This window comes from Moritella sp. PE36 (assembly GCF_000170855.1).
Classification (GTDB): Bacteria; Pseudomonadota; Gammaproteobacteria; order Enterobacterales; family Moritellaceae; genus Moritella.
Map to the genome: position 1 here is coordinate 1 of NZ_ABCQ01000067.1, position 21220 is coordinate 21220.

The 21220-nt window shown below is 41.9% G+C and carries 29 protein-coding genes; 24 read left to right on the forward strand and 5 right to left on the reverse strand.

Going from position 1 to position 21220, the window contains the following annotated elements:
• The first annotated feature begins 228 nt into the window (after positions 1 to 228).
• From PE36_RS21230 to PE36_RS21275, 11 genes are all read left to right on the forward strand, one after another.
• Positions 229 to 432, forward strand: a complete 204-nt coding sequence (locus PE36_RS21230) for a hypothetical protein (RefSeq protein ID WP_006034161.1) — start codon at positions 229 to 231, stop codon at positions 430 to 432.
• Between the two features lie 197 nt (positions 433 to 629).
• The gene (locus PE36_RS21235) at positions 630 to 1148 is read left to right on the forward strand and encodes a phage regulatory CII family protein (RefSeq protein ID WP_006034163.1); all 519 of its coding nucleotides are present in this window, start codon (positions 630 to 632) and stop codon (positions 1146 to 1148) included.
• A gap of 11 nt (positions 1149 to 1159) precedes the next feature.
• Positions 1160 to 1423, forward strand: a complete 264-nt coding sequence (locus tag PE36_RS21240) for a hypothetical protein (RefSeq protein WP_006034164.1) — start codon at positions 1160 to 1162, stop codon at positions 1421 to 1423.
• A gap of 9 nt (positions 1424 to 1432) precedes the next feature.
• Positions 1433 to 1723 (forward strand): hypothetical protein, encoded by a 291-nt coding sequence (locus tag PE36_RS21245; RefSeq protein WP_006034165.1) that lies wholly within the window; start codon positions 1433 to 1435, stop codon positions 1721 to 1723.
• A complete protein-coding gene (locus PE36_RS21250) occupies positions 1720 to 2106 on the forward strand; it encodes a hypothetical protein (RefSeq protein WP_006034166.1) in 387 nt (128 codons plus the stop codon). The genes PE36_RS21245 and PE36_RS21250 overlap by 4 nt, the downstream gene beginning before the upstream one ends.
• Positions 2103 to 2330 (forward strand): hypothetical protein, encoded by a 228-nt coding sequence (locus PE36_RS21255; RefSeq protein WP_006034167.1) that lies wholly within the window; start codon positions 2103 to 2105, stop codon positions 2328 to 2330. Before PE36_RS21250 ends, PE36_RS21255 begins: the two co-directional genes overlap by 4 nt.
• Positions 2327 to 3259 carry a hypothetical protein gene (locus PE36_RS21260; RefSeq protein ID WP_006034168.1) on the forward strand — a complete coding sequence of 311 codons (933 nt, stop codon included), beginning with the start codon at positions 2327 to 2329 and terminating at the stop codon, positions 3257 to 3259. The genes PE36_RS21255 and PE36_RS21260 overlap by 4 nt, the downstream gene beginning before the upstream one ends.
• A complete protein-coding gene (locus PE36_RS21265) occupies positions 3259 to 5676 on the forward strand; it encodes a replication endonuclease (RefSeq protein ID WP_006034169.1) in 2418 nt (805 codons plus the stop codon). Before PE36_RS21260 ends, PE36_RS21265 begins: the two co-directional genes overlap by 1 nt.
• 96 nt (positions 5677 to 5772) lie before the next feature.
• Positions 5773 to 5907 (forward strand): hypothetical protein, encoded by a 135-nt coding sequence (locus PE36_RS24885; RefSeq protein WP_006034170.1) that lies wholly within the window; start codon positions 5773 to 5775, stop codon positions 5905 to 5907.
• Positions 5908 to 6462: 555 nt separating this feature from the next.
• Positions 6463 to 7059, forward strand: a complete 597-nt coding sequence (locus tag PE36_RS21270; protein WP_043994946.1) for a hypothetical protein — start codon at positions 6463 to 6465, stop codon at positions 7057 to 7059.
• Between the two features lie 108 nt (positions 7060 to 7167).
• Positions 7168 to 7623, forward strand: coding sequence for a hypothetical protein (locus tag PE36_RS21275; RefSeq protein WP_006034172.1), 456 nt, complete (start codon positions 7168 to 7170; stop codon positions 7621 to 7623).
• A 322-nt stretch (positions 7624 to 7945) separates the two neighbouring features.
• On the opposite strand, the gene PE36_RS24205 is transcribed toward PE36_RS21275, so the two are convergent.
• Positions 7946 to 8197: an ogr/Delta-like zinc finger family protein gene (locus tag PE36_RS24205; protein ID WP_083798035.1), complete on the reverse strand. Its 252-nt coding sequence runs from the start codon at positions 8195 to 8197 to the stop codon at positions 7946 to 7948.
• A 675-nt stretch (positions 8198 to 8872) separates the two neighbouring features.
• Here PE36_RS24205 and PE36_RS21280 point away from each other — a divergent pair.
• From PE36_RS21280 to PE36_RS21290, 3 genes are all read left to right on the forward strand, one after another.
• Positions 8873 to 9139 (forward strand): hypothetical protein, encoded by a 267-nt coding sequence (locus PE36_RS21280; RefSeq protein ID WP_006034174.1) that lies wholly within the window; start codon positions 8873 to 8875, stop codon positions 9137 to 9139.
• A 166-nt stretch (positions 9140 to 9305) separates the two neighbouring features.
• Positions 9306 to 9800, forward strand: a complete 495-nt coding sequence (locus PE36_RS21285) for a lecithin retinol acyltransferase family protein (RefSeq protein WP_006034175.1) — start codon at positions 9306 to 9308, stop codon at positions 9798 to 9800.
• A gap of 32 nt (positions 9801 to 9832) precedes the next feature.
• Positions 9833 to 10201, forward strand: a complete 369-nt coding sequence (locus PE36_RS21290) for a hypothetical protein (protein WP_006034176.1) — start codon at positions 9833 to 9835, stop codon at positions 10199 to 10201.
• 77 nt (positions 10202 to 10278) lie between these two features.
• On the opposite strand, the gene PE36_RS21295 is transcribed toward PE36_RS21290, so the two are convergent.
• Genes PE36_RS21295 through PE36_RS21310 form a run of 4 tightly spaced genes read right to left on the reverse strand, consistent with a single transcriptional unit; the run spans position 10279 to position 13893 of the window.
• On the reverse strand, positions 10279 to 10728 hold the full coding sequence (locus PE36_RS21295) for a hypothetical protein (protein ID WP_006034177.1): 450 nt from the start codon (positions 10726 to 10728) through the stop codon (positions 10279 to 10281).
• On the reverse strand, positions 10725 to 11048 hold the full coding sequence (locus tag PE36_RS21300) for a hypothetical protein (protein WP_006034178.1): 324 nt from the start codon (positions 11046 to 11048) through the stop codon (positions 10725 to 10727). Before PE36_RS21300 ends, PE36_RS21295 begins: the two co-directional genes overlap by 4 nt.
• Positions 11048 to 12088 (reverse strand): phage portal protein, encoded by a 1041-nt coding sequence (locus tag PE36_RS21305; RefSeq protein WP_006034179.1) that lies wholly within the window; start codon positions 12086 to 12088, stop codon positions 11048 to 11050. The genes PE36_RS21300 and PE36_RS21305 overlap by 1 nt, the downstream gene beginning before the upstream one ends.
• Positions 12088 to 13893 (reverse strand): terminase large subunit domain-containing protein, encoded by a 1806-nt coding sequence (locus tag PE36_RS21310; protein WP_006034180.1) that lies wholly within the window; start codon positions 13891 to 13893, stop codon positions 12088 to 12090. Before PE36_RS21310 ends, PE36_RS21305 begins: the two co-directional genes overlap by 1 nt.
• Before the next feature lie 190 nt (positions 13894 to 14083).
• Here PE36_RS21310 and PE36_RS21315 point away from each other — a divergent pair, with 190 nt between their 5' ends.
• The 10 genes from PE36_RS21315 (at position 14084) to PE36_RS21360 (ending at position 21162) form a co-directional block, all read left to right on the forward strand.
• Positions 14084 to 15034 carry a GPO family capsid scaffolding protein gene (locus tag PE36_RS21315; RefSeq protein WP_006034181.1) on the forward strand — a complete coding sequence of 317 codons (951 nt, stop codon included), beginning with the start codon at positions 14084 to 14086 and terminating at the stop codon, positions 15032 to 15034.
• Between the two features lie 17 nt (positions 15035 to 15051).
• Entirely contained in the window at positions 15052 to 16137 is a 1086-nt protein-coding gene (locus tag PE36_RS21320) for a phage major capsid protein, P2 family (protein WP_006034182.1), read from the forward strand.
• 37 nt (positions 16138 to 16174) lie between these two features.
• Positions 16175 to 16984, forward strand: a complete 810-nt coding sequence (gpM, locus tag PE36_RS21325) for a phage terminase small subunit (protein ID WP_006034183.1) — start codon at positions 16175 to 16177, stop codon at positions 16982 to 16984.
• An 85-nt stretch (positions 16985 to 17069) separates the two neighbouring features.
• Positions 17070 to 17573 (forward strand): head completion/stabilization protein, encoded by a 504-nt coding sequence (locus tag PE36_RS21330; protein ID WP_043994947.1) that lies wholly within the window; start codon positions 17070 to 17072, stop codon positions 17571 to 17573.
• Positions 17570 to 18055, forward strand: coding sequence for a phage tail protein (locus PE36_RS21335; RefSeq protein WP_006034185.1), 486 nt, complete (start codon positions 17570 to 17572; stop codon positions 18053 to 18055). The genes PE36_RS21330 and PE36_RS21335 overlap by 4 nt, the downstream gene beginning before the upstream one ends.
• Positions 18056 to 18058: 3 nt before the next feature.
• Positions 18059 to 18703 carry a phage virion morphogenesis protein gene (locus PE36_RS21340; RefSeq protein WP_006034186.1) on the forward strand — a complete coding sequence of 215 codons (645 nt, stop codon included), beginning with the start codon at positions 18059 to 18061 and terminating at the stop codon, positions 18701 to 18703.
• 12 nt (positions 18704 to 18715) lie between these two features.
• On the forward strand, positions 18716 to 19816 hold the full coding sequence (locus PE36_RS21345; protein WP_006034187.1) for a DUF2586 domain-containing protein: 1101 nt from the start codon (positions 18716 to 18718) through the stop codon (positions 19814 to 19816).
• 10 nt (positions 19817 to 19826) lie between these two features.
• Positions 19827 to 20279, forward strand: a complete 453-nt coding sequence (locus tag PE36_RS21350; RefSeq protein ID WP_006031993.1) for a phage protein — start codon at positions 19827 to 19829, stop codon at positions 20277 to 20279.
• Entirely contained in the window at positions 20279 to 20887 is a 609-nt protein-coding gene (locus PE36_RS21355) for a hypothetical protein (protein WP_006034188.1), read from the forward strand. The genes PE36_RS21350 and PE36_RS21355 overlap by 1 nt, the downstream gene beginning before the upstream one ends.
• An 8-nt stretch (positions 20888 to 20895) precedes the next feature.
• Entirely contained in the window at positions 20896 to 21162 is a 267-nt protein-coding gene (locus PE36_RS21360; RefSeq protein ID WP_006031991.1) for a putative phage tail assembly chaperone, read from the forward strand.
• Positions 21163 to 21220: the final 58 nt, after the last annotated feature.

The window sequence follows — 21220 nt, forward strand, 5'->3', positions numbered from 1 at the left end:
GTAGCAATGGTCGACTTTGGGATACCAAATGTAGTTGTGAGTCCCTGAAAGTTACCTGAGTTCGTTATTGAAACCAGCTTTTCTGTCACATCTTTACCACCTAGGTACTCAAAAGGTGGGATTACTGCTTGTAATTGTTTCATTTGCGATCTATTATCCAGTTAATGTTTAGTTATGCGATTAAATATTAACAAATGCGATTTATATTCAACTCATAAGGATACCATTATGTCGTCAATTACAATACATCTCGACGTGCCTTACTGCACAAAAAAGAAATATGCCGCCGCAACAGGGCAATCAATAAGCACTATTGATCAAGCCGTTACAAGTGGAAAGCTACCTATCATGCCAAAAGAAAACAGAAACGGGGCTGTACTCATAAATCTTGTCGCTTTGTTTAAAAAAGCGGATGCACAAAAATTTGTGTAAGCAAATCGTAATCCAACCAGAGATCACTATAAACGCCCATCAACAAGGGTTTATAGAGGTTTCGACAGGTGTATTCATTGAACCAAGCATGAATAAGAAAAAGCATCGTTTCTCTTTAATTGTTAAAACAGAAGCGATCATATTCATTTGCGTACTTGGTTTGTTACTTAATCATTGCATATAAGGATAATTTCGCAATGTATGAGTCAAATGAGAGTAAACACAGTTCAATCGAGTCTGCATGTGTTCGGTTTGCAGATATTGAAAACATAGAACAGATTGCAAACGAGTGCGGCATGCGTGGGCAAGTACTACGAAACAAACTAAACCCCAATCAGCCACATCAATTAACTGTTGATGAGTTAATTCGAATCACAACCGCAACGGACAATCACGACATTATCAACAGCGCAATACTCGAAGTCGGACTAACCGCTGTTCGTCTACCCAAGCGAGGTGATTCAAAACCGCTAACTCTTAGCGCAATGAGCGTGGCAAGTCATACCGGTGAAATAAACCGTCACATCTTAGAAGCCGAATCCGATCGCCGGCTAACCCGAGTCAAAAAAGACCAAATAATTAAAAAGGCACAAGACGCCGTTCGTGAATTGGTCTTTCTTATGTCAGATGTTGAAAACCGCTGCGGTGGTGCAGGGCCGTTCGTGTCCATGTGCGCCGATGCCGTATTAAGTGGAATGCCAATGCCTGGCATGTAAGGAGATTATTTATGGAACAAGTACAAGCAGCTGCGGATTCAATTGCTCAAATCCGTGGGTTATTTGGTAACAGCCGCATTGGTTCTTTATATGACAATTTAGAGCCGGACATGCGCAAAACACTTTGTTTCGCCGCGGGATTAAAAAAGCACCATGTTGGGCTGAAACTCAGTCAACTAGACCATATCGAAAAAGTGAAGTTACACCATGCGATTAACTCACTTGAACCGGTGATAGGTAAATTAGCTGGTCATCCAATTAACGACTTTAAGTAAGGGAATACCATGATTAAACCAAATCCAACAATGAACGACGTGATCAACGAATTGATGTTTATAGCCATCGCCAAACCTGAAAAAGTGAGCGTGTCAGTTCGCTATATTGGCCATGCCGATGCGCTAGAAGTTATCGCAATTGATAAAGCTTACTTTAGCGGTGCGCAAAACCCGAATACCTGGTCAGCGCATAAGCTAATTGATAAAACGATTTATCTCGATGGCTTAGCCGCATTTAACCAAGTTACTTCTGCATATCACGAACTAAGCAACTTGATAAAGAATGAGGTGGTGGCATGAAACGTATTTTAGCCCCTGTTGAAAATGTGCGTTCGGCGTTGCTCTCACTTGGTATCGATGAAGAAAAGGCAGATTGGATTATCGATTTGTTTGAGTGTGTTGATGCAGGTCGTAGTGATGCACTGGCCTTACCTAACTTCCACTTCAACCTATACGGCACATTGGAACCGGAAGACGTAATGATTACGGCATTTTCCTTTTGGCAAAGTGTGGTGGCTTGTTCTGATACTAACTCAACTGAAGAACAAATTGCGTTAGGCGCTATTCGTTCTGTGTATTTTATGGCGCAAGGCTTGGCCTTAACCAAACTCGTTGCCTGTATTGAATTGTGGTGGGAAAAAACACTCGATATTCACAATACAACTATCTGGATGGTCGCATGATGTATTTTGCAATCGCACTGAGCCCAAGTGGCAGCATGCGCGAGCATCCTAAAACTCACGAACTTCGCACTGTAGAAGTAGGTGAATGCGAAACCAAACAAGATGCCATTGATAACGCTTGCCTGCAGCTAGATTGCCGTCAGTTGTTTCGTGGTGTTATCGGTCGGCTAAAAGGCCATGGCGGTTATCTTGTATTAAATGCGCAGGAGTATGCAGAAGTATGAATAAAGGATATTTAAATATGATTGTTAGACATGAAATTAACGAACAAGAAATTATTGGTATTTTTGACCAATTTGTAGGTTCAATTATTGACGGTTACCCATGTGAAGAACTCACTGAATACTTGCATGAAACTGTTCGAGAGCTAGCTGTTGACCAAACCGTAGATATTTCAAAAGGTGATTTTACTCGTCTTTTAAAAGACTTCATTAGCTGTTTTAGTTTTGATGACAAGAACAGTAGTTACCTTTTTAAATTTGAAGATATGGAGTTTTATGGCAATACCAAAGTTATAAAAGCGAAAGCGGCGACTACGAGTCGTAGTAAAGCTTACCGTGATATTTGGGACATGGTGTATCGAGTTGCCAGAACTGAGAAATATCACGATAAAAATAACAAAGGTGAAAATGCACTTCATCTCGTTAATTTAATCCTCAGAGCAACACGCAAATCTATTAATGAGAATTCTGTCAATATTGATGACGTAATTTTAATGATAGAGAAAACCGTTGATATATCCCTGCAGGATACGACGCTTCCAACACTCTCAGAACTGCGCCGTTCTAAATTAGAACAAGACGTTAAAAGGTTCGCTAAAGAGACTGAAATGGTTGCAGCATTCGGAGAACTACTACTTAAATCAAAACGTGCAACATCACCACAGCAAACGTGGACGTTGTTTTACCGTGCACAACGTCTGGCTAAATCATGGCGTCATCACGGTTACTGGTTGATTAATTCTGATCGTAACTTAGTCGATCAAGCTTACATATCAGAGATGAAAAAATGTGTGATGGATATTTTTCATCCAAGATGGGTGATCAGTAAAATAGGAACACGCTTATGTCAATTGAAATTAAAATCTACTAATCCTCTTGTTCTTTACACTGGCAATGTAGCCGATTTAATTGATGATGAGCTCCCGTTTTAATGGATGATATAAGTAAAGTCTATGCCCTAGACGTTATTGGGATCTCTGAACATTCGGAAGCGTGCAGTGATGAGCCGATCCGACCTCGAGCGCAAAATAAAACGTTCCAACAACCTGAAATGTCGCTTATTGAAAACGCGATGTTTCAGGTTAACCCTGAAATTGATGATCATGAATGGCGTAAGCAGTTCTTTGGTGACATGCCGCATTACCTTAGCCGCTATTTTGCTGAACGATATAATAAAATATTCAAACAAAAAGGTCGCTCTGCTGCCAATTTATACCTGCTAAAAACAGTTGGAGAAAAGATAAACCCACGCCTACAAAAAGTACTTGCTCAATATAGACGACAATTCAAATTCAGAAATGCCTATGTTCACAGCAATGACTTGTCACGCGAAAAGCTATTAGCTGAAATGGACAAGAGTGAAATTAAAAAACTAAGTCAGCAATTCGCTGATTTTTTTGCAGGCAAGTTAGAACCATTAATTGAAAGAGAAAAACCCAATCATAAAGATTACGCCAACGTTATTGTCGCTGTATTTGAAAGTCTGCAAGACGAATGCAGAGCGTTTGGTTATACACCTCCGTACAACAGAAATGATGGCTTGCATCAGTCCGAAGCTGAATGTGGCATTTTACGTTTAGTTTGCCAACGTGCCTGGGAAAACAAGTTAAATAAAAAACGCATGGCTATGCGAGAACACCTTGCCATTGCTGTTGGCCAAGTGCAAAAATCGGCAAGTCCATATTGCTCTCGCGACTGTATGCACGAGTGGAAAAACCAAAAACAACGCAACAGAGATTTCATCAAAGGTATGTCTATCTTTGATGAAGATTCTGGTGAAGAAATTGCCCTATATGACATGTTCTATAAATCGACCGCTAACCCTGCAATTAGACGTTGTGAGTTAATGGTTCGTATGGCTGGCTATCAAGGCATTGCAACCGCAATGGGTTGTGATGGGTTGTTTCTAACGCTTACCACACCATCTAAATATCACAACACCCGTAAGCAAGGGGGTTTTGTTGATCAATGGCTGGGAAACAGTCCGAAAGAGGCACAACGTTATTTATGCCAAATATGGGCGAGAATACGTGCGCAGCTAAAGCGTGAAGAATTACCTGTTTTTGGTATGCGTGTTGCTGAACCGCATCATGATGGCACACCACATTGGCATTTACTCATGTTCATGCAACCTGAGCATGTTGATCGTATCCGTGAAATTTTCATTGGTTATGCCATTAATGAAGAAGTAACGGAGCTATTCCCGAAAGTTTACAGAAAACCAATTGTTGGCCCGTTAGATTATCGCCCACGCTGTGATGTGAAAATTATGGATCCAAGTAAAGGTACTGCAACGGGTTACATCGCTAAGTACATCAGTAAAAATATTGATGGTTATGGCATGAAGGGTGAACTTGATGGTGAAACAGGCCGTGACCAACGAGAAATGGCCGCACATGTTACCGCGTGGGCAAGTCGTTGGCGTATTCGTCAATTTCAACCTATTGGCGGCGCACCAGTCACCACTTATCGTGAATTACGCCGTTATGCTAATAACGATAAAAATGCCTTCAAAAGCTTTGTCACGACCTTAAGTAGTAAGCAACAACATAACTTATTCAACGAATTATTTCCTGACCAAAACCCCACATTTATGGGTCCCCAGTTAGATTTTCACGGTCCACGTTTAAATTATGAAGCGATGAACTCATTACAACGATGGGAAGTGATCACCGATAAGTACAAGCCTGAATTAAAAACTAATGCAGCTGCAGCATCAGACGCAATGAAAGCGGCCGATAAAGGCGACTTTGCCGGTTATGTAATGGCGCAAGGTGGACCATTTGTATCACGTAAAGATTTACTCATCCGTAATGATTATAACGTTGCCGAAATGGGCAATGAATATGGTGAATGCGTTTCTAAGATCCAAGGCTTTCAAGTTGTCGGCGATGATGCCGTTAAAACGCGTATACGTAACTGGAAGATACAGCCTAAGTCTCAGGCATTACTCGATAGTGAAGCGAGCACCAGTAGCACCGCAGGTGCTGAGCTTTTGATTGAGCCCGAAGGGTCTTCTCGGAGTTCTGTCAATAACTGTACGCGCTCCCCAAGCGGCAGATTAAATACTGGAATTAAAGCGCTTTTGAAAAGGCGCGGTATTCATTTAGATGATCACCTGGTCAATGTTATGGAACAAGGTGCCCAAATCAGAGTTGATAAGGACCATATTGTTAAATTGAAACGGGGATATTATGCCGATAGCCAATATCACCCACCAGAGCTTGTTGATATAAGGCCTGAAGAACCCGACATTTGGGATGGTTGGAATACACCAGCCCCTAGGGTGGCTAATACTGCTGATTTTGTACCTGGTTGGGAGGGGTGGGAAAGTTGGGACTGGGGCTAACCTATTGTATATATGACTACATAGTGTGAAATGCGTCTATTTACTACCTATTAAAACTACTGTATTCTTATACAGTGGTTTTTGTTGAGGTCCGTTATGAAAGCGTTACAGGAACGTGCTAAAGATTTTGTCGTTATCGCGGCTGCACAGGATACATTGAGTGATAATACTGATGTTGTGCTGTATTTGTTGATGTTGATATCTGAGGTACCAAGCGAAGAAGAAAGCTAGCGATACCAGGAACAGCGACTATTGGAAATGTACTTTATGAACAGGCTGGATAAGCGCCATCAAATGATTGTTGGCGCAAGTCTAGAGTGAATAATTATTAATAAGTCATTATAACGGTGGCTGAAGTATCAACTTTTCACGGTGATCCACTCTCCCGCAAGCCAGATTTTAATTTCCATTCAAACGTTATTATCGGACACTAACTTGATTCTGTTTCTGTTTTTATATGGAATCCAAGTAATTACAAAGCGACAGATCAATTTGACATAAATTTACTTATGAGCGCTATTAAATTAATATTTAGTGATTTTAACAGACCTAAATTAGCTTTACTTGTAAGTGGTAATGTTTTTAAGTGTTTGATTTATAATTTGTTTGTATGTTTTGTATGGGCCTGTATATCCAAATGAGAGGGAACACAAACACAATGCTAAATGTGGTGTAATCCATTGTTATTAAAGAATAATTTGATGTTATTTCATTTAACTATAGTGGTTTTTCAGGTATTATACGGAATTCCGTAAATTACACTGTTATGTGTAGAGGTATTTTGAAGTGAAACTTAAAGTTTTTAGTGAAAGGATGTTTTTTGGGTTTATAGGGCTAATATTGGGTTTTTTTGTTGGATTTGTCCTACTTTGCGTGTTTTTAGTTACAGGGTTTAAAGTTGATGTTGCATTGCTGACTAATATCACAATCGCAATGGCTACTATTTTTGCCACTTATATACACTATGACTCGACACAGCGACAAAGGAAAGAGAGAATTTGGGAAATAAACAAGACTATATTACTCGATTTGCTCGAATCATTAGCTCAAGTAATTAGCGAATCAAAAGCTGCACTTGAAGAAGAGGTCCAGTCTCAAGATCCAGAGTACCGCTCTTCGCGTGAGCCTAACCCCACTGTATACAAGAAATTTAAAGACAAGCAGGAATACGGCTTAGAGGTTTATAGTGCTCTGATGGATGAGGAGTTGTTGAAGGCACTGGAAGTCGCAAAGTCTAACGAGGAAAAAATAAATAAAGCTGTATTTGAAGACGAGACAACAGATACCCAAGAGGCGTATGAAGAGTCTATACAATCTTATGAAGTACTTCAAAGTAAGTTAAGAAAGTTTGTAACTGATGTTTCTGGTGTAAAAAACACATAACGAGCTGTTCAAGTGGGACTGCTAAAGTTTGGCTCTGTTTCGCTTTGATACACATTTTAGTCAAACATTATCAGTCCCTTAGCAGGGCGTTATGAGCTCGGAGGAAATTTGAAATTATTACATGGTGCACGTGGTTGTTACGGTCAAATCTTTATTAAACCTTGCAGAACTAAAGTAGTTAAGGTGTTTTTTAACAGAGAGAGTGAGGGTAAGCTACGTTCTGATATTGAAATCGTTTTTAATTCAGAAGTAGCAGCATATAACATAGCGAGTAATGAAAGAGAATTAATTAGCTACATTCCGCGCTTCTATGGTTCTGTTGATGTATCAGATGAACTAAATGATACCTCAATTTATTACACTGATTTAGCATATGAAATAGATTATATAGATGGACAATTTTCGCCGATTAATGGAGCTATGATAGATTATGACTCTACTGAAAATGTAATGAATAAATTTGAGGCTTTCGGCATTGATGCAACCGACGCAGCCGTTACTTCTGCTAATTATAAAATAATAAAAGTTGTTGATTTCAAAATATCAGAAAAACGCTATAAATAAGAATAAGGTGTTGAACAAAGCGTTTAAGGTGCAATAGTTTAGATTAAGTGGTGGCTGCTCACCACTTAACGCGGCCTTAGCCTCTCCTTTACTATGTGCTGATCGGCTAGCCACAATTAGTAATAGACCTTAAGTGATTAACGAGCCGCTAAGCAGTGCGTTAATCCCAATCTAGTCACTCTTTACTGTAATGCGAAAATGTCCTTTGAAGCTAAAGGTCTAACTTACTTGTGTCCAAAATGTGCTGGGTTGGTGGAGTGTGAATTGTGTGGAGTGTGAATTGTGGAGGTGACTTGCTGTTTGTCGGATAGATGACGATATTTTACAAAATAGAAAGTTGTAACTGCAATTCTTGGCGCTGTTCTGGCGCTAATGTTCTCACTAACTCCATAGCCAATTGACTTGAGCTTTTAGCTGACGGGCTTAACGTATGGCTAAAACTAAGATTCATGACAAACGAATGGCCACACTCCGCATTATTACAACTGCAATATAAATCTGTATAGCTATTCGAAATTCTATTCGTTTTTTGTATACGGCTTTTAACGCCGCACTCTGGGCAAACTACTCGCATAAACATCCACTTAATTCAAATACTGACCTGTAAATTATACGATGTTTAACTGTTTATTTATACAGTTGTATGACGTGTTAGTTATAATACATAGCTATTGCTGACGGGTGGGGGAAACATTTGATCGTGCGTGCGTACCCACGATAAATTCACTCCTCTTCGCCTACCGCGTTTTCGCAATTTTTTTGCGTTTTTGACACAACGATGGACACGTGAATATTGCCCAAGCCTTATCTAGAAAGGATCTCAACGATCATTTAAAGATCGCTAATGTCAAAGTTGTGACAGCTTTTGTCACATAATGACAAACCATCTAGCGAAATGTTTAGTAGAAAGTGACCTAGTTTATATATAGGAATAATAGGGTGGAGTTTTTACGAAATATAGGTGATTCATACTGCCAAAGAGTCTTCGTTTGACGTACATGAAGAATACAGTTTATTGAAATATAATAATTTATTTTCTTATCAATGTATTTATATGGGTCAATATAAATACATTTCTTGTTTTTGCCTCAGTTTTACTAGGTTTAATACCGCTATTTATAACTACCTATTTGTAACTAATAGTATATTGATACTGTTTATAATAATGAAGTTAAACTGAAATTCACGTTATACAGTATTCCGTATAACAAACCGTTATGCATTCAAATTTAGAGAAAGGAATTAACTTATGAGTTCGTATCAAATAAAAAAAGAGCAATCGATGGACCTTCGGAATATTGTCTATTCGGCCCCCTTCAACGCAACAGAAAAAGCTATACAGTACGGTGTTCAGTATGATTTAGAATGCGGAATAAATTGTAATGTATACCACTCAGATAAAAAACCAGACATTCTGAAAGTTAACATTCAGAATAAAGAAGCGAATACTGAAATTGCTAATTTACTAGATTTTCATATTTCAAATATGTCAATGAATGAGCCGTCCCCAGCATAACAAGCGCCTTCAATCTGACCTCCGGCCACTGTCATATTTTGTGCAAAAAACCGCACAAAAGGTGCCAGTAGTCTCCGGCAGTTGAGGCGGGCGTTATACGCTCATCATTGAAATCTAGCTTCAGTGTCCACATATAGTAAGTACTTAAATTAAATGGAGTTAATAAATGAATAACTTAGTAGTGGAAGCTGGAGATGTCGTCGTAACTCAGTTTGGTCTTTATCAGCATTGGTCAGTTGCTTCTGATCGTCTTTGTTCTCTTGGTAAAAACATGCTTATCTCTGCCACCAAGAGAACTGGTACTGTTCAAGAAGAACCTTGGGATGATGTTACTCAAGGTAAACATACATATGTAGCTGTATCAGACACAGAAAAATCTATTGTACAAATTCTTTCGGATGCTCGTTCTCAAATAGGGACTTGGAAATACTCCTTAACTGATAATAATTGTGAACACTTTGTAAAGTGGAGTTCTGGGCTTAAAGTGTCTTCTAGTCAAATTAAAGCAGGTGTTGGTGGTTTAGCTATTGGCGGTGTAGCCGTTGTTGCTTTAGCTGAAAACCCTAGAGCAATGAAAATTGTCGGTGGTGCAGTATTGCTAGGGGGGATTGCTGTTATGCTTGCCAAAGCTGTTGAGAAAAAACGTGAAACAAGCGTATAGCAAGGCGTTATACGTTTAAGGAGTAGGCTCACATGCCTCATGTAGAAATTAAATATTCTGATAATTTAAATATAGATACCAACAAAGTCTTTGATGCTGTCGAGAGAATCATCAATGAAAAGGATATGAGCGCTGGCGAATGCAAATCAAGAGCTTATCCTTGTTCTCAGTATAAATACTCTCACATGCTTGTTACTGTATCGTTATTAACAAAGCCTCACCGAGATAAAGTGTTTACCCAGAATTTAAGTGTTGAAATTGAAAAAGCGATAAAGGTTCACCTTAAACAAAGCTTATATTTTTCGTTAAACATTGAATATAGTCTGGATTACTACACTACAAATATTCATTGTATCGAAGGGGATAAACTACTGGGTATGGTTGATAACGTTACAAGTTAAATGTTATCAATTTATTTTTAAAAACGTATAATGAGATGTTAATCGTTAAATCATCTTAAGCATGTTTACTAAAGGGGCTAACCAACCCCTTTAGTATTTTTACTCCCCCAGAACGCCCGAAACAATCGCATCAACCCCAACGTTGAAACAGCAATACCCACAATCACAAATTCAAAATACCAGGGCGCGCCTTTATAACCCATCGCCTGCCAACCATCAGCCATATACGGCTGCAGCTGTGGCACAAAATGGGCAATGAACAATCCTAAAAACACCGTAATAATAATTTCATCCATTATCGATTCGCGCCGGTTCTTCAACACCTGCAGATCATAATCAGCATCGTTACCTTCTTGGTTAGCCAGGCGTTTAGCTTCCGCATCCAGCTTAGCTAATTTAAGGTTACCCTCTGCAGTCGCAATCGATGCTGCCATTTCTGCCGCAATACGTTTACGCTCTCGATAGCTACCCGATAAATCTGCAATCGGTGCTGAAATAAAACTAAACAACGAAGTAAGCCAACTCATGATTTATTCCTCATAATAATATCTAAAAAGTGTCTAGGGTCTTTTGATACGGCTTTCGCCAATGCATTTAACCCAGTTAAAAAATGCGGTGCCACATATGCCGCAATCCCAATAATCCCCGTTTTCAATCCATCATTCAGGCCCAGCCAAATACAAAAGCTTTCCGCAATGTAAGCTGACAAAATAGCCATCAGCACCGACATAAAATAATGAAAAAAAGTAATACGGGTACCAGACATATACATTTGCGTTGCCGCGGCCAGTAACGACAACAAACACAGCTGCCCCCATTGGCGAATAAAAATAATCAATTCTTCCATTAATCTTCACTCCTCGGGTTTAAGTCGGAATACTCTGGCACTGAAAATTCAATATGCAGTGCAGCGGGTAAATACTCGTTAATTTCCATCATGTCTTGCTGCATCGGAACCACTTCATTGTTGTAATAAGCCCGGGTGATTTTATCCAAGTCACCAAAGCCCGGGCTATCACCGGATGTTTGCCCGCTTAATGCTTCTTGGGCACGGTGCATACTCAACATATCGTTTAACGTCATCTTCTTAATTCGCTCAAATTCATCCTTGGTCGATATATCACCCACCGGAATGATCTTAATTGCTTTCTCCGCGTCAGCCTTACCACTGCGGTTATTAATAAATAAACTGCGGAAGTTACCCACACCGCGAGAATCTTTGATTGCTGCTTTCAAATCGTCTTCATCATCGGTCGATAAATTGGGATCAGCCATTGAAAAGATAAACCCCATATGTGCGCCGTTCTTGTAATACTTACGGCGGAACAGGGTTGCATCTTCATTCAAAAGCGCAGACTGAATACCGCCATAATATTGGGGAATACCATAGATACCCTGGTTCGGATCGTACTCTTTGAGGTGGATAACTTCGCCTTTCCTAAAACGTAGCACTTTGCCATTACTTAACCGTTGAGCATAAACACCAGGTGTTGAGGTATAGCGCATCGATAGCGCGGGCAAATGTCTTAATTTAATGACGTTACCGAATGCATTTTTAATGATCTGTAAATACGCATTCGCCGCCCAACAATAATCAAAGGCAAACTTCTTAAAGGTGCGCTGGGTTAATAGCGCATTAGGCTTAAACCATTTCAAAATCATATTGCGTTTGAAATATAAAATAGGTCCATGCTGGGCATTAACTCGCAGCAATTTAATTAAGCCGGCTAAACTCACAGGCGGTGAATATAGCCCATCCATATCAGCATAAAGTCCGATGTATTCGGTCATGCGATTATCTAAACACGGCTCAGGGTCGCCAAAGCTAAAGGTATCGATAGATTTGTCTTTCACCGGTTCTGTGGTCGTACTCTTAGTTGAATTCATTATGCGGCATCTAATCCTATTGATGTTCTGGTGCTCGAGCTGTCACCAGATAATGGTTCGTAAATCATGGCGTGCATGATTGCCCAGGCAATATCAGCATGGCCTGTGGCTGCGGTGCGGTTGGTTGCATAGCTGATTTGGTCACCAACTACCTTTTTGCGAATATTAATAAAACTGCTGGCAACCATTACTGAGCCTTCATCGAATTCAAAACGCTTCTTGCCAATGACATTAAGCGCCTTAATCACCATCTTGTTTTTGTTGTGCGGGTTGTAATGGATCGGCATCGCCAGCGGGAAAAATTTTTGTATGAGTTCAAACACACCCAAGCCCATACCGGTAGTATCAACACCGATATGCACAACATGGTATTTAAGGGTGAGTTCTTTAATTTCACTGGCCATGGTTTCAAAATCGTTGCCACTTAAATTAAGTGATTCCAACAACCTGAATTTATCATCGGGGCCAAGGGGTAAACTTAAGACCACCACAGATGCAATGTCTCGCGTTCGCGCAGGGTCAAAACCAATAACAACCGGCTTCATGGCATAAGGGCGTGACCAAGTTGGGTCAAAGTCAGTCCATTTTTTGCTATTACCGACGCAGGCCATCAGCTGTTTAAGACTAAACGCACTGTGGGCATCATCAATAAATTTACACATAAAGAGGTTATCAAACTCTTCTTTGGAGTATTCATTCTCCAGCATGCTGATATCAATGCGGTCAAAGCCTTGTTCCACAACATCATAAACATTGAGCTTTTGACGCCAGATACCATCATCACAAAGCAAGCCATGCTTTAAGGTTTTGTGGCTAACATCAATGGCAAATTCGGGATCATTACAGGCTTTGGTTTTTCGGTACCAGCGACCATTCCATAAATCATACGCTTCATGACTAGTCACCGACGGCGTACTAAAATAGGTAATACGAAAATCTTTATGGGTCGCCATTGCCTGGGCAAGACTGCGTAACTCTTTAAACTTAGGGATCCAAAACACTTCATCAATATACAGGTCGCCAGATGCAGATTGTGCAGTCCGGGCATTGGTTGATTTGAAATACAGTGTTGTCGTTTTGCCTTTGTTACGCATGGTCAGTGGTGAGCCGCTTAGCTCAATACCAAACTGTTCACGACATAAGGCAATAATATTGGCTTTGAATATCTCCGCCTGGTCCCGCGATGCTGAAATGAAGATCTTATTACGGCCATTCACCACCGCATCATAAAACGCTTCAAACGCAAAATAGAAAGTCGCGCCAATCTGACGTGGTTTCAGAATAAAGCGGCTACGGTAATCTTGATGTTCAAACCAGTGTAATTGGTGCGGGTAGAGCAGGTTGTCTTTGAGTTCGTCCAGCATTTCCTTGGTGATACTAGACACATCATTCTTGATCTTCTTCTGACGTTTCTTACTTTTACCTGTTCGCTCGCCTGTCTGCTCATTTTGAGCCGTAGCAGTTGCAGGTGTATTACCGTATTTTTTAGTAATGCCGGCACTGGGCAAGCGAGACTGATTTAATGCACATTGCTGTTTAGTCAGAAAATCCAGTTCTTTATAATCCGCTTCACTTTTAACGTCGCGATCAGCCAATAACACAATACGTCGTGCAATCGCTGTCTCGGCATTAAGTGACGGGCACAGTTCATTCCAGCTGCCATCATCCGCCCAACGTCGTAATGATCTTGCACTCGGCATACCGTCTATTTCTGAAATTTCATCAAACGTCAGCCCACCAAAAACATAATGGTTGCGCGCCGTTTTAATAATTTCGGTTGTATATCGGGGAGTCCTCGGTTTCATAACTGGCCTGTTGGTAAGAACAAGCGCCAAGTTTATAACCCTAAAACACGTAATTCTTTAAGAAGATTTCCGCGTTATTCCGCTTTCGCCAAGATCGGAATTTAGCGGATTTAATGTGATGGATTAAGGCCTGTTCTGCGGGCAAAATTGGTCTCACTTAGATTCACTTTGACATTAAACAGGAAACAACATGGCTCAATTACGCACAATTCCACTTGCCATTGCCGCCATGGGGTTAACGGTAGATGGTCGCGAAATATCAGAAAAAGATATCGACGATATTGTTGCTACTTATAACTATAAAAAGTACGGCGCACGCATCAATTTAGACCACGAATTCAATTGGTCAGGCTGGGCGGCGAAGAACCTTTTAAACGTAGATATTAAAGGCGGCATGCTCGGTGATGTGATTGAACTGACCACCGCCAAGAATGATGAAGGCATTAAAGTCTTGTATGCGGTGCTATCGCCTAATGCGTCATTTGTGCAGTTGAACCAAGCCGACCAGGCGGTGTATTTCAGTATCGAAATTAACCGTGACTTTATGAAGTCAGGACAAACCTATTTAACGGGATTGGCCGTGACGGATTATCCCGCGAGTACCTACACCGACCGTATTCACTTTAGTCAAAAAGACAAGGCTGATAATACTCATGCAGCTCACACTAATGTAAATAGTACACCCTCAGATACTGACCTATTAAAGGTGTCATTAGCATTAGACGAAGCGGCCAAACCAACCAAGAGCCTGTTTAAAAAACTCTTTAATTTTAATAAGGATGATGACGACATGAAACGCGAAGAATTTGCCGCCGCAATGACCGACGCGCTCGGTGCGCCGTTGCTGCAATTTAGCCAAGCACTGGAAGCCAATACCCTAGCAACGCAAGCCTTACTTGCTAAACAAGGAACGACCACTGCACTGGTTGATGATGCGAATACCGACAACTTAACCGACACAAGTACGGATAAGCCAACGGCTGCATTTTCGGCACTTGATGGCAAGGTGGATAGTTTGGTTGGCCAAATTGAAGCACTGACTAAAACCGTCAGTGATGCAATCAAAGACCCTGCGTCAACAACCACTGAAGGTGAAGAAGAACACCTTGGTGAGAATGGCAAGTACCACAACCTTCTTTAGCAATAGGAACAAAATTAATGAAGCTTAAAACAACACAGATTTTTGCCGCGGTTGTGTCTGCATTAGCTGTCAATTACGGGGTTGCCTCCGTTTCTGAGCAGTTTAGTGTCGAGCCGTCGATTGAGCAGACATTGTATGACCAGGTATATCAAAGTGCTGAATTCTTACAGCGCATCGATACGCAAATGGTCGATGATTTAGTCGGTAGTTCGATTACGGCCGGTATTAGTGGTGGTGTGACTGGTCGTGCGGGTGTCGAAGATGATGATACTAAAAGTCGTAGCACCAAAGACCCTCTGGGTTTAACCGACCGTGAATACCGTTGTTACCCAGTAGAATGTGATACCCACATTACGTGGCAGCGCATGGATATGTGGGCTAAATTCCCCGACTTCCACAGTCGCTTCCGTGCCCATGTTCGCCAAGCCATTGCATTGGATATGATTAAAATTGGTTGGAACGGTACCAGCGCCGCCAAAGTAACGGATATTGCAGCATTCCCAATGATGGATGATGTGAATATCGGTTGGTTACAGCTGGTTCGTCGTGACAATACCGCCAATGTGTTTGCTGATGGTGAACAAAAAGACGGTGAAATTCGTATTGGCGCGGGCGGTGATTATGAAAACCTTGATCAAGCTGTGCATGATTTACTGCAGGCTATCCCAGCCCATAAGCGCATTGGTTTAGTTGCCATTATTGGTGATGAGCTGTTATCCAAAGAAAAGAACAAGCTCTATGCCAAGCAAGCGCATACCCCCAGCGAAAAAGACAAAATCGAGCTGGAACAGATCATTGAAACTTTTGGTGGCTTGAAGGCGTATAAGATCCCGTTCTTTCCTGACCGCGGCATTTTAATTACTTCATTCGATAACCTTTGCCATTACGTGCAATCAGGTTCAACGCGTACCTCGATTGAAAATAACGCCAAGAAGAAACGTGTCGAAGATTATCAATCACGCAACGATTGTTACTACATCAACGACATGGAAAAGATCGCCTTCTTTGAAGCGGGCTCGGTCAAGCTGGATAAAGTGAAAGACCCTGCTATTGATGCCGGTGACTTTGATGCTGATAACCCTGCGCACTGGGTTTGGTCTTAGTCGGTTTTGAATCAGTAACTTGAATAAGCAGAATTGAATGAAGCACTGGCTTATCACGATAAGCCAGTTATTCCCAAGCAGAGAGTTTTTTGAAATGAGCATAGTAAAACGTAATCAACGTAAAGTTTTAGCGTCTGTACTTGTAGAAAGTACTGTCGGTGTCGACTTGGCCAAAGGAAAGGACACAAGCATTACCGTGACGGTAGATAAAGCCGATGCCAGCCGTGCCGAGGGCATTATGGATGAGTTTGATTTTTTCAAAGCGGCAATGGATTCCGACCTTGCTCAGCTTAAAAAGTTTTCTCATATCGAAGACAAGCTTGAATACAAAGCCAAGGCGATTGAGAACCATCAATACCTGGACTATTTACGCCGCTATCAAGCGCAAGGCACCAACCATCAGAACATGGTGCTGGCTTGGGTAGTGATTTGGCTTGTGGACCTTGGCCACTGGAAAACCGCCTTTGACTTTGTACCTTTGTTAATGACGCAAAACCAGCGTTTACCTGGTCGTTTTAGTACCCAAGATTGGCCGACCTTTTTGATAGACCAACTCTATGACGAAGGTGCTAAACACTTAAGCCAAGGTCGTGACGCAGTAGAGCATAGCCAAGTGATTAACTTATTTACCCAGTTTATCCACTTACTGGACACGCACCAATGGCGGTTAAGTGAATTGATTGGGGGCAAGTTATACGCCATGGCTGCAAAGCTAGAGCAAAGCGTATTTAACCTGGGCAATGCGTATACCTACGGCACCAAAGCAACCGCGTTAAACGACAAAGCGGGCGTTAAAAAGATGGTCAGAGAAATCGCCAAAACCATTGGTAAAGATACCGACCTTTAGTTGATTGAAAGTTGTAACGACTCTCGCGCCACCGGCTCGGCTGCGTAGGACTTATTCACGTTAGTGAAATAGGCACCTTGTCGCAGTGGCTAGAGCCGACCTATTAGAAGTGAGTAATTTGATGAATTTAGCGGGCATGCCATACGCAGAAGTAAGCAATGAAAATGTAGTAAACAACGGGTTTTATCCAGAACTGGGCACGGCCGAATTCATCACTGATTACGCGATTGCGACGGAATACGCCAACAACAACGAACAGATTAAACGAACACTGGTGCTCGCCATGCTCGATGTTAACCAGGCACTGGCAAGATACCGGTTACGCCATTGGCAACAGGTTGAACAATTACAAGATGCGACATCTGAGAGGATTAATGGCGTGAATGCATTAATCCTCATGTATCAACGCGCTGTGTATTGTCGTGCTAAAGCCAAGTTGTTAATCAGTCGCCTAGGTGAAACACACCGCGACCAACGCGCCGCGCAACAAGTGATGGCCAGTGATAATCAAGAATACTGGTTACAGGAAAGTGACACTGCTTTACGTCAAATGATGAAGGTAACGAATTCAGGCGTTGAATTGTTATGAACCAAAGCAAATTACAACGTTTAGTGCAGTACCTGGTATCGGCCACCTACAAGGGACGACATTTAGCCAGGGCAGGCGAGTTTGATAGTTGGATTGAAGGCGGACGAATTGAACACGCCAGTAAACGAATAAACGGAACAGGGTTGCTCGCCGCGCGCTTTTTTTACAGTGGGGTGATCAGCATTAACCCATGCAATGCCCCTGTTGAATTGATCGCAACTTATGTGAGTTTTTGGTTAATGACAAATGCAGAAAAAGACGACAGTCATGATGTGGAATTTAGTCTGGATATTAATGATGACAATAGCGCTGAAATCGAATTAACAATCGAGCGATTTGCAGAAGATGTGGTGCTGATTGAAGACATGAATGGGCCGTTTGAATTGGAGTTTCAAGGCGAAACCAAACGCTTTGATTTTGGTGAACAGAGTCTTTGGATTGCAGCATCATTTGAATTAGAGACCGAGAGTGTGACGGGGTAGAAAATGCTGAAGCTTAGTCTTCCCACCGATAGCGCGTTAAAACAATTAGATTTGTTAACGCTCGATGCCAATAAGCGTCGCCGTATTTTACGCGGCGCGGGTCGGCAAGTAAGGCGAGATACCAAAGCGCGATTAAAAGGGCAAAAAGGATTATCCGGTACCAACTGGCAAGGTCGCAGTGATGGTCGCAAAAAACGTATGTTAAAGCGACTGGGTAAAGGTATTCAGGTACACACCACACCCAATAACGCGACGATTACCTTTGGTAATAAACGGTTAGGGCAAATAGCTAGAGCCCATCAAGAAGGGATCACCTTAACGAAAACAGCTCAGCAGGCAGCAAAAGCCTATGGCACACCTGATTACAACGCCAAGGCATCACGCAGACAAGCGAAATCATTGCGAGACAGTGGTTATAAGATCAGAAAGAAGCGCGGTAAAGGCTGGAAAGCACCGTCGCTTAAATGGATAACCGAAAATATATCAGTGGGACAAGCCGGTTTGATACTGCGTATTTTACGCGGTAATAAAAAGGTTAAATCCAGTTGGGACGTTAAGTTACCAGCCCGTTCGTTCATGGGGCAAAACAGAAATGAACAAACAGAATTAAAAAATTACATGTTGGACGAGGCATTTCGCCTCCGCTAAAAGGGTAAATATATGGCACAGGGCAAGGTTTTAGTTACCGCATTAAATACGGGTAGCGGAGCAACAAAAGAAGTGGAGCGTTCAGCATTATTTATCGGTGTTGGTGCGTTGAACATAAACAGCATAGTGCCGATTAATGCACAGTCAGATTTTGATGAACTGATTTCACCCAATGATTCTGCCTTGAAAACACAGTTAATTGCATGGGTTCGTAATGGTGATGCATTGGTGTCTGGTTGGGCTATCCCTATCAACAAAGGTGATGACGAATTTGCGCTTATCGATAAAGCCATGGACCAAAACATCAGCCCAGAAACTATCGTGATCACCACACCAGTTACGGGCAAGGCACAAGTTGAAGCATACCAAGCCAAAGCACTTGATATCTTAGCCAAGTATTCGCGCCGTGTTCGTTTTCTGGTGTCAGCGCCAGGTCTGAGTGATAGCCAAACATGGACGGAACATCTTGCCGCTATTACCCCATTAACGGATGGGGTTGTTGCCGCGCGTGTGGCTGTTATTCCTGCGCTTTATGGTGATGAACTTGGCGCAGTAACAGGGCGACTTTGTAAACGTTCAGTGACTATTGCTGATTCACCAATGCGCGTGCAAACAGGGTCGATGGCACTGCAACCGACACCACACGACAGTACCGGTCAACCAATCACCAATGCAGTCACCGCCGCACTGGATGCTATTCGTTTTAGCTGTGTGCAGTTTTATCCTGACTTTGATGGCATCTACTTTGGTGACGTCAATATGCTCGATGCAGAAGGCGGTGACTATCAGCAAATTGAAGCCGGTCGTATCGTCGATAAAGCCGCGCGACAAATCCGCATTATCGCGATTTATCAAATTAAAAACCGCCGACTTAATAACAGCTCAACAGGCATTGGTTTTGGCAAACGTGTATTGGGTAAGCCACTGCGAGACATGTCAAAAAGCATCAACATTGGCGCGGATAAATTCCCTGGTGAAATTCGTGAACCGAAAGATGATTCAATCACTTTAACCTTCATGAACGCGCGACAACTGCGAGTCACAGTAAAAATACAGCCGATTGACTCACCAAGTGAAATCCTTGTCGGCATCATGTTAGACAAAGACGAATAAGGAACAACACATGTCAGTAAAAGCATTAGGCGGTAAAGACTTTGATATTTTCATTGGTGACAAAATGGTGCATGTCATTGAAGCCAGCGTCAAGATCACAGATGGCCGCAAAGTAAAAAAAGTACGAGGTATCACCAAAGGTTACATTGATGGTCCGGTAGACGCGGAAGTTACGTTTAAATTAGATCACGAAAACTTTCTTATTCTGCAAGACGTAGCCAAAACGGCCGGCAGTTGGAAAGGTATCGAACCTTTTGATATTTCGTTCTTAGCGGAAGTTGCCGCCGGCACCAAAAACATTGAAGCCTTTGGTGTACTGCCGCAATTAGACGAGATCTTAAATATCAAAGCGGAAGGCGGTGAAGAAGATACCACCACCATTAAGGGCCTGGTTACCTCGACTGATTTTGTCAAAATCAATGGTATTCCATACCTCACAGCAGAAGAAGTGAGAGACCTGTAATGGCAGCAATTAAAAACCTGACTGCGAGTTGTTTGCTTGCGGCCATGCAGGCCAAGCAATACAAGGTATTTGAAGGCGAATTAAACCTTAACCTCATAGGTATTCGCAACAGTGATGTTAAGGCGAACAGTTTTAATGATTTGCTTTGCGCTTTGTATCAACAGGATGGGAAGTGGCAGCTAAAAACCTTTAAGTGCACAACCGACGCCGGCACTTATTATCGTGAGAACCCGTGCAATGTGGATGGTACGGCGGTACTTGCCGCCATGCAGCATCGCAGTTTATGGACCTTTGGTTATCACCAGGGAAAATACCCAGCGTTAGTGCAGCATAAACCCGTCACCGTTTACAGAGACAACAACAATGATAATCAACTGGATTGTGAGAATAACCTACAACGCGGTTATTTCGGTATTAATTGCCATCGCGCGAATGCAAATTATGAGTCAAAGCAAGTCGACAAGTGGTCTGCAGGTTGCCAGGTATTAGCCAACCCGAATGATTTTAATAAGCTGATGGCCCTTTGCCATCAAAGTAGTCAGCAATGGGGCAGTACCTTTACATACACCCTGTTAAACCAAGCTGATTTAATTCCAAATAAAGAGTGAGAGTGACCATGGCGTTAGAGCAAAAGATCATCCTAGAAGTGAATGATATTGAACTGAGTTTCAATGTGAACGTGACGGCTTACAACAAGTTTTTAAACCAAAGTAACCAGGTTAATAAAATTCAACCTGCGACCAACTTCTTAATGACGGTTGTGGACAGTGAATGTAAAGCAGCATTAAAAGAAATGCTAGCCTTGCCAGGCGCCGCGCTGCACTTAGTCGGCAGTGTTGTTGAAGAGTATCAACCTGAGTTCAATATCACCGTAAAAAAATAGAACAGCGAGCAAAAGAGATAGGCAAAAATCGCTTAGATCAGTTGCTCGCCTATCAGCA

Coding starts and splice junctions, on each gene's coding strand:
- PE36_RS21345 (WP_006034187.1), top strand. CDS start 18,716: ATGGCACAGGGCAAGGTTTTAGTTACCGCATTAAATACGGGTAGCGGA.
- PE36_RS21340 (WP_006034186.1), top strand. CDS start 18,059: ATGCTGAAGCTTAGTCTTCCCACCGATAGCGCGTTAAAACAATTAGAT.
- PE36_RS21245 (WP_006034165.1), top strand. CDS start 1,433: ATGATTAAACCAAATCCAACAATGAACGACGTGATCAACGAATTGATG.
- PE36_RS21255 (WP_006034167.1), top strand. CDS start 2,103: ATGATGTATTTTGCAATCGCACTGAGCCCAAGTGGCAGCATGCGCGAG.
- gpM (WP_006034183.1), top strand. CDS start 16,175: ATGAAGCACTGGCTTATCACGATAAGCCAGTTATTCCCAAGCAGAGAG.
- PE36_RS21285 (WP_006034175.1), top strand. CDS start 9,306: ATGAATAACTTAGTAGTGGAAGCTGGAGATGTCGTCGTAACTCAGTTT.
- PE36_RS21315 (WP_006034181.1), top strand. CDS start 14,084: ATGGCTCAATTACGCACAATTCCACTTGCCATTGCCGCCATGGGGTTA.
- PE36_RS21355 (WP_006034188.1), top strand. CDS start 20,279: ATGGCAGCAATTAAAAACCTGACTGCGAGTTGTTTGCTTGCGGCCATG.
- PE36_RS21300 (WP_006034178.1), bottom strand. CDS start 11,048: ATGGAAGAATTGATTATTTTTATTCGCCAATGGGGGCAGCTGTGTTTG.
- PE36_RS21335 (WP_006034185.1), top strand. CDS start 17,570: ATGAACCAAAGCAAATTACAACGTTTAGTGCAGTACCTGGTATCGGCC.
- PE36_RS21260 (WP_006034168.1), top strand. CDS start 2,327: ATGAATAAAGGATATTTAAATATGATTGTTAGACATGAAATTAACGAA.
- PE36_RS21310 (WP_006034180.1), bottom strand. CDS start 13,893: ATGAAACCGAGGACTCCCCGATATACAACCGAAATTATTAAAACGGCG.
- PE36_RS21295 (WP_006034177.1), bottom strand. CDS start 10,728: ATGAGTTGGCTTACTTCGTTGTTTAGTTTTATTTCAGCACCGATTGCA.
- PE36_RS21240 (WP_006034164.1), top strand. CDS start 1,160: ATGGAACAAGTACAAGCAGCTGCGGATTCAATTGCTCAAATCCGTGGG.
- PE36_RS21290 (WP_006034176.1), top strand. CDS start 9,833: ATGCCTCATGTAGAAATTAAATATTCTGATAATTTAAATATAGATACC.
- PE36_RS21250 (WP_006034166.1), top strand. CDS start 1,720: ATGAAACGTATTTTAGCCCCTGTTGAAAATGTGCGTTCGGCGTTGCTC.
- PE36_RS21305 (WP_006034179.1), bottom strand. CDS start 12,088: ATGAATTCAACTAAGAGTACGACCACAGAACCGGTGAAAGACAAATCT.
- PE36_RS24205 (WP_083798035.1), bottom strand. CDS start 8,197: ATGCGAGTAGTTTGCCCAGAGTGCGGCGTTAAAAGCCGTATACAAAAA.
- PE36_RS21280 (WP_006034174.1), top strand. CDS start 8,873: ATGAGTTCGTATCAAATAAAAAAAGAGCAATCGATGGACCTTCGGAAT.
- PE36_RS21360 (WP_006031991.1), top strand. CDS start 20,896: ATGGCGTTAGAGCAAAAGATCATCCTAGAAGTGAATGATATTGAACTG.
- PE36_RS24885 (WP_006034170.1), top strand. CDS start 5,773: ATGAAAGCGTTACAGGAACGTGCTAAAGATTTTGTCGTTATCGCGGCT.
- PE36_RS21350 (WP_006031993.1), top strand. CDS start 19,827: ATGTCAGTAAAAGCATTAGGCGGTAAAGACTTTGATATTTTCATTGGT.
- PE36_RS21265 (WP_006034169.1), top strand. CDS start 3,259: ATGGATGATATAAGTAAAGTCTATGCCCTAGACGTTATTGGGATCTCT.
- PE36_RS21320 (WP_006034182.1), top strand. CDS start 15,052: ATGAAGCTTAAAACAACACAGATTTTTGCCGCGGTTGTGTCTGCATTA.
- PE36_RS21235 (WP_006034163.1), top strand. CDS start 630: ATGTATGAGTCAAATGAGAGTAAACACAGTTCAATCGAGTCTGCATGT.
- PE36_RS21230 (WP_006034161.1), top strand. CDS start 229: ATGTCGTCAATTACAATACATCTCGACGTGCCTTACTGCACAAAAAAG.